Source organism: Phocaeicola sp., from assembly GCF_048170425.1.
In the GTDB taxonomy this organism is placed as follows: domain Bacteria; phylum Bacteroidota; class Bacteroidia; order Bacteroidales; family Bacteroidaceae; genus Phocaeicola.
Map to the genome: position 1 here is coordinate 1 of NZ_DBEXBB010000066.1, position 6,656 is coordinate 6,656.

General features: G+C 51.4%; 3 protein-coding genes. All 3 read right to left on the reverse strand.

Annotated elements, in window-relative coordinates:
- Positions 1-194: 194 nt before the first annotated feature.
- Positions 195-2,411 carry an alpha-L-rhamnosidase C-terminal domain-containing protein gene (locus ACMJ0U_RS02780; protein WP_417128026.1) on the reverse strand — a complete coding sequence of 739 codons (2,217 nt, stop codon included), beginning with the start codon at positions 2,409-2,411 and terminating at the stop codon, positions 195-197.
- A complete protein-coding gene (locus ACMJ0U_RS02785) occupies positions 2,408-3,814 on the reverse strand; it encodes a sialate O-acetylesterase (RefSeq protein ID WP_417128028.1) in 1,407 nt (468 codons plus the stop codon). Before ACMJ0U_RS02785 ends, ACMJ0U_RS02780 begins: the two co-directional genes overlap by 4 nt.
- An 82-nt stretch (positions 3,815-3,896) precedes the next feature.
- The coding region (locus ACMJ0U_RS02790; RefSeq protein ID WP_417128029.1) for a sugar-binding domain-containing protein at positions 3,897-6,656 on the reverse strand (2,760 nt) is incomplete at its 5' end.

Here is a 6,656-nt window from a genome sequence, read left to right on the forward strand (position 1 = left end):
ACCAGATATTTGCCGCCAGCTTCTTTCAGATTCCACCTCGCGATGGACACCCTTGCTATTGGCTGTATGATTCCCGCTATTAGGGCTCATTGGGGACTTGCACCCATTAGCTAATACTCATGCCGAGCATACACGCAAAAAAGCCGAAAGTCTCCCGACTCCCGGCCTTTCCATTTGGATAATCAAAAACAAAACTATTTCTCGCTCATTTCAAAATGCCATTCTCCGGCAGCCAGCGTCAGCTGACGTTCGTTTTTCGGTTCGCCGTTCACACTCCAGCGCTGGAATTCGGCTGGAAGCAGCACCTGTGCGGAAGTTCCTTCCGGTACCCGCAGGTACATGGTTCCATTGTGAGCCGACTTGTCCAGCTCAAACACGATGCGACGACCGCCCGACAACGGCACCTGAGTGCGGATGAAGTTCAAATGTGCCGGATGAGGTGCTACGCGGAACGTACGGAACGCCGGTTCCAGCGTTTCAATGCCGGCAATGTATTGTGAAAGGATGGTCAGCGGACCACCGCTCCATGCGTGGTTGTAGGTACCGCCTCCGAAACCTTCACTGCCGATGCCCCAGCCTTCCCACAGCGTGGTCAGCGGACTTTCTATCATGGCGCGATAACGCAATTTCATGCGGTTTAGGGCGTCCTGATAATGGCCCATCGTGCAAAGGGCTTCGAGCACGTATTTTTCCATGTACGGACTGGCGTGATACCAGGTGGAGAAGAAAGGACAAATCACCGGATACAGTTCTTTGGGCAAGACTCCAGATACGACGGCCAGTGCCTGCGCACGGTCATCGGGTTTGCCCTGATAGCCCGGAGAGACGTAATATTTGCCGTTCCAGAACGTACGGTGGAACACCTTACGCAGCTTGTCGGCGGTGGCGCGTGCCCAGGCGGCTTCTTCTGCCTCGCCAGCCAACTGGTTCATTTCTTCGTATCCTTTCAGGGCAATCACATACCAAAGGTTGAACAGCAGGGCCATGTCCTTGTTTTCTCCCCAGTCGCCCCAGGTCCATCCGCCGGAACGGGGTATCACCAGGCCTTGGGCATCCGTTTTCCACACGTGGATGTATTTCTTTACCCGTGGAAGCACGTCGGCAATGGTCTGACGGTCGCCCGTACCCATGTAGTAGGTCCAGAAACCATAATGACTCACACTGGCCAGCATCTGCATGGGCAGTTCATCCTTGTAGTTGCCAGCCGGAACGGGTGCAAAGATGGTGCTGTCGGCCCGCTGCCATCCCATCAGTTCACGAATCCCTTTGCGGGTCAACAGATGAGCCTTTTCGTCGAGGGCATAGAAAGCTTCGCCCAACTCGTTCACCACATCGCCCCACCACTGGGCACGCTCGCGGTCGGGACAATCCATATAGGTGTCGCGCATGGTGATATAGAGCGTACGCTGCGACTTGTCCCACAAACGGGTGAGCATCGGGTCATCGCAGGAGAAGCTTCCGGCAAAGGAGGTGTCGTAGCCCGTTTCACGGTATTTCACGTCAAGTACTTCCACGCCTTCCGGAAGTTCATACTGCACATAATGTCCGTTCATCCAGCCCTTGCATTCGAATGTCTGTTCTCCTTCACACGTGCGATATTCGGCAAATACATTGGTGGCCGAACCTCCCCGGTAATTGTCCGTACGGATACGGATACACTTGCCTGCCGGTGCTTTCAGGCGGATGTAAGGAGTAATCTGTGCATTGTAAGGCAGGTAAGCCCGCAGCAGCGTATCGCCCTGCATCTCTGTCTTCGCATAAGGCTTTAGTCCGTAATCTTTCCAGAACGGGATGGGACGGTCTACCAGCTGATTCCATCCGGCCTTTTCCAGTGATATTTCCGTGGCTTTCTTCCACTTTTTGTCATCATAATCGGGCGACATGAAAGGGATGTCTTTCACTGCGTCGAACCCGATATTTGACTCTGCCAGACGATAGTTGGGCTGTTCGCCCTGCGGCACATAATAGGCCGGATGCTTTTTCACCCGCCATTTTGCATCGGGTTCCACCTCCTTGCCGTTGCAAGAAAGGGAGAAACTGATGCCTGCTGTAGGGGAATTGCGATGGCTGAAACCATCTTTTCCAAAGTACCACACTAACAAGGCCACGGTATTCTCGCCCGCACGCAAGGCAGGAAGCGAAGTAATCACATCGCAATAGGTGTCCGAAGGGTTCGGGCCGCGTTTCAGTCCTCCTTCCGACACCTGCAACTCGCCGTTCACCCATAGCCAGTATTTCGTATCGGCGGCCAGACGCAGTTCCAGTGAGCGGGGCTGTTCGTCCAGTGTCACCGTGTTACGGAAACACCACCACGTACCGGGAGCGGCCGGTTCTTTCTCTTTTAAAGTCCATACCTGTGCCTGCACATAAACAGACAGGCAGCAGACAAACATACATAACCACTTTTTCATTTCACTTCTATTTTTTCTGTACGGAATGGAAGCACCGGCATACCCGCATCTGTACGGAGACTGCCAATGGTAGCTTCATCAAAACAATAATATACCTGATAAGGTGCTTTCAATCCTCGCAGGGGAATCTGCAAGGTCCTGCCTTTCAAGCGGGCATTGACTGCAACCTGTTTCCCTGTACCGTCTACGACCGTCAGACCTGTCACCTTTTTGGTGATGGAATGCAAGGTATTGAAATTACCCTCCAACGTGACTTCCAGGTTTCGCTTCACCACCCGGGCTTCATGCAAACGCGGACTCTCGTAAGCACCGGTAAACTGACCGTAGACTTTGTCCATAGCCAGACAGGCCAGACGTTCTCCGATGGCCCGCTTATTACGCGGATGAATGTCTTTTACATTCTCCACCAAATCGGAAATATTGATCATGGCAGTATTCTTTACCTGCCCCAGCATGAGTTCCTGCTGTTCACGCAATAAAGCCGGGGTGTTGTTCTTCGCTCCGTACGTATGAGGCGCAATCTGCACGTAATAGAACGGAAAGTCCCATCCGAAATCTTTTCGCCAGGCCTCCACCATCTTGGATACCAGACGGGCATACGACGGTGCATTCTCATGGTTGCTTTCCCCCTGATACCAGATGCATCCGGCTATCTGATAAGGCACCAGCGGATGAATCATCTGATTGTACAATACTCCCGTCTTAATCGGCCACCAGGGATAGTCTTTTAATTTATTCTTTGAAAGTATCTCGTCTTTTTCCACGATTTCGGCCGGTGTCCACACTTCAGCCGGTGTACCTCCCCAAGCAGAGACTAAAATGCCTACAGGTACTTTCAGGTGTTCAGTCAGGTAGCGGGCAAAGAAGTAGGCAGTAGCACTGGTCTTGCGCATACTTTCGGGAGTAGCCACCTCCCACTTCGTGCGGCAGTCGGTCTGAGGTGTATCGGCTCCTTGCTTGGGATTATGGAAAATACGCACAGACGGGCAAGCGGCCTGTTTCACCTCCTGCTCGCCATTCATGATTCTCATATTGGCCGACCATTCCATGTTCGATTGTCCGCTGCACAGCCAGACTTCACCCAGCATCACATCCGACACTTTCCGGCTGTCGTTTCCACCTTTCACTTCAAGCGTATACGGACCTCCGGCACGCCCGGTCGGTACTTCTGCTTTCCAGCGTCCCTGATTATCGACTACCGTACGTACTGTGTCTCCCGGATTCCATCCAGAAAGAATCATCAGGGTTTCAGACGGATTTCCCCATCCCCATACGGCTACCTTACTGTTTTGCTGTAATACCATTCCATCGGAGAAGACCGACGGAAGCTGAATCTGTGCCTTTACCTCCATTCCAAAAGTCAAGGCCAGCATTCCTAAAATAAGATACATTGTGCTTTTCATTGTTTCTGTTCTTGTAAAAAAAACTGCAAACAAAGGTAGAAGAACTATCCCAAGTTTGCAGGAAAAAATGATGTTTCTGTGGTTATTTTTGATTTTTGGCGGAAGACAAAATACTTAAATCTTTCGCATCGACTTTAGAAGAAGGATTGAAGCGGTCACTGCACATGTATTTCTTCAAGCTGTAGAGTAACTGACGGGCTTCCGTACGCTTGTCCATATCCTGCCAGAAATCAATTCCTGATACAAGCAACTTGCCCTTACCTACTTTAGCTTCGAACAGCAAGGCCAGCGGACGGTTCGTAAACCAGTCGTCGATAACCCGTACAATCGGCTGCAAATTCTTGTCAATCTTAGCCACTTCGATGGCACCGGAATGACTCATGGCATCCCACCACTGATAATCACTGTAATACTCTGTAGGGAACTCTGAAAGTGCCGGATGAGCGGGGTTACACAGGATACCCAGCGTGTGAGGTGCTTGTCCCAGCGTCCAGGCTGTGTTCCAGAAGATGCTAGAGAAACCTATCTCTACTTCGCCTCCCGCTTCGGCAGGCAAGGAGCCTTTCCGTAAAGAAAGCAGTACGTTACCCCCTTCCTGAAGACGTTGCAAAACTTTTGCATCCAGACGGTCGGTCATCAGCAATTGTGCTTCATCAGCTACTTTCTGTACCGCAGCAGGATATACCCAGATGTGCCAGCTGTTGGCGTAATCTCCTAAGATTGCTTCCAGTGTCAGGCATGAAGGAACGTCCACTTTATCCAACGGAATCTCCAGCTGCCCCAACGGAATGCAGTTGCCGATACCCACCGGCTGATGTGCCAGCGTGCCCGATGCAACTGTCTTTCCATCTTTAGTCTTCAGCGTCCAGGCAGTAGAAGTCACCTCCAGCGGAGCGGCTCCGAAATGCGCCACTTCCAGACTACCTTTCACTGTTTCCCGGTTGGTATAAACCAGTTTCGGCAAGCGCAGCAATGGCACTGTACTGTTACAGAAGCGACGGTACTCTTCCGGACGGATGTAGCCTTTTTCTTCCCAGAACGCATCGAGCACTCCTACCAACGCTGTACCCTGCCCCGGGAAATCAGACAAGCCCAGCAAATGGAATCCACCGAAATCTTTTGTACGCAAAGCGGCTTCGATATCGGCCTTATAACACAAAGCCTGCAACTTTCCGGAAGCCAGCAGGAAGCTGTCTGCCAAATGAGCCATACCGTTTTCGGCCAATGTTTCCTGGAATATCTCAAAATTACGCGGACGCATCACCCCATCGTATTTGGCCATTTCCTTGAAGTTGGGATACACACACCACTGACCGATTTCGTGGCTCACCATCGGCTGCTGGAATCGTCCGATGTATTCCGACCAGTCATAGTCGGTGCGTGGAGCCTGTGCATTGATAATGCTGTTCACTCCTTGCCCCCATGCCTGAATACGGGGAGCCGAATCACTCAAGAAGTCGTTAACCGGCAAATTAGGCCATCCGGCACCTGAACAATATAAACGGCGGGCATCACGCTCCTTCCAGGTAGCAACAAAATTAGTCAGATAGGCATGACTCCCCTCACCAGCCGGTTCGTTACCGTACATCATCATGCAGAAAGAAGGATGGTTACCAAACTCACGGACGATGCGTTCACTTTCCTCCCAGATAAAGCGGTCCAGATCGCCTCCGTCGCCAATGGCAGTCGACTGGTTAGCCCAGGAAGAACATTCTATCTCCAGGTACATACCCATCTCATCGGCAGCTGCAAAAGCAGCTTCGGGCGGGCACCAGGAATGGAAGCGCACATGGTTCAGTCCGTGCTGCTGACAGGTGGTATAAATCTTTTTCCAGGATTCTACATCCGTGGGCGGGAAGCCGGTCTTCGGGAATACAGCACAATCCAACGTACCGCGCAAGAACAAACGGCGGTCGTTGATGGTGAGTTTGCCGTCTGCCACCTTCACATCACGGAAACCAAAACGTTCCGCATAGACATCCGTTTCACCGCTATCCGTGTCTTTCACACTCAGCTTCAAATCATATAAGGATGGAGAAAACTCATCCCAACACTTAATGTCTCCCTTCATGGCCAGCGACATCACCACTTGATTTTCGCCCGGCTTCAACGTACACTGCTGCTGTACTCTTTCATTGCCTACCGTCATTTCCAGTACCACATTGGCATCTTTTTCATCACGGTTCATCAAGGAAGCCGACACACTGACTTTCTTAGCCAGACGCTCCGGCATAATCTTGACAGAAGACACATTCACTTCCGGTTTTACTTCCAGGAACATATCGCCTACCACCCCGTTCCAGTTTCCTTGTGTATGGTCGGAAATACTATGTGAGTTCTCTCCCGGATCGATGTTCTTCACCCGATTGTCCACACAAAGCATCAGCACATGTTTTCCCGCTGAAAGCTTGCCCGTCAGGTCATAACGGTGGGGTGCACCCAGGGCATTTTGCATGCCGATTTCCTTTCCGTCTACATACAAACGGCTCTCCCAGTGGCAGCGTTCCAGAAAGAGAGACACATCCTTTCCGGCCCAACTGTCCGGAATCACCACTTCTTTCTGATACCACGCCTTTCCTTTGTAATATTTTACCGGCTGAAGCCAGAAAGGAACTTTGATATTTCCCGCCTCACGGTATTTGGCATACGAAGGTTGAAAGAAATAGGAAGAATCTACAATACCACCGGTCCAATCAGTTCCGACTGCAATGTCTTCTCCCAAACCGTTGGAGGCCATTGAGCCCGGCAGTTCAATTACCCGACTCCAGTCCACGCTGTCTGTAGAGAATGTCCACGAGCCGGCCAGGTCAATCTTGTCAGTCTGCTGACCGCAAGAAAAACA